This window comes from Citrobacter sp. TBCS-14, from assembly GCF_005280805.1.
Classification (GTDB): domain Bacteria; phylum Pseudomonadota; class Gammaproteobacteria; order Enterobacterales; family Enterobacteriaceae; genus Citrobacter; species Citrobacter gillenii.
In genome coordinates this window covers 1-499 of the sequence record NZ_SZWM01000461.1, presented here as the reverse complement: position 1 = coordinate 499, position 499 = coordinate 1, and the positions used below count along the sequence as shown (strand labels likewise).

At 52.2% G+C, this 499-nt stretch carries 1 pseudogene; it reads left to right on the top strand.

The window, feature by feature from the left end:
• Positions 1-499: pseudogene (locus FDX22_RS16930) on the top strand (malate dehydrogenase); the annotation flags it as partial.

Here is a 499-nt window from a genome sequence, read left to right as displayed (position 1 = left end):
GGCCGTTGATTTGAGCCATATCCCTACTGCTGTGAAAATCAAAGGCTTCAGCGGTGAAGATGCGACCCCTGCACTGGAAGGTGCTGACGTGGTGCTGATTTCTGCGGGTGTTGCACGTAAACCAGGTATGGACCGTTCTGACCTGTTTAACGTGAATGCTGGCATCGTGAAGAATCTGGTGCAGCAGGTTGCTACAACTTGCCCGAAAGCGTGTATCGGTATCATCACTAACCCAGTGAACACGACCGTTGCTATTGCTGCTGAAGTGCTGAAAAAAGCAGGCGTATACGNTACGACAAGAACAAACTGTTTGGCGTGACCACGCTGGACATCATCCGCTCCAACACCTTTGTGGCGGAACTGAAAGGCAAGCAGCCTGGCGACGTTGAAGTTCCGGTTATCGGTGGACACTCTGGTGTGACCATTCTGCCGCTGCTGTCACAAATCCCTGGTGTAAGCTTCACTGAACAAGAAGCGGCCGACCTGACCAAACGTATCC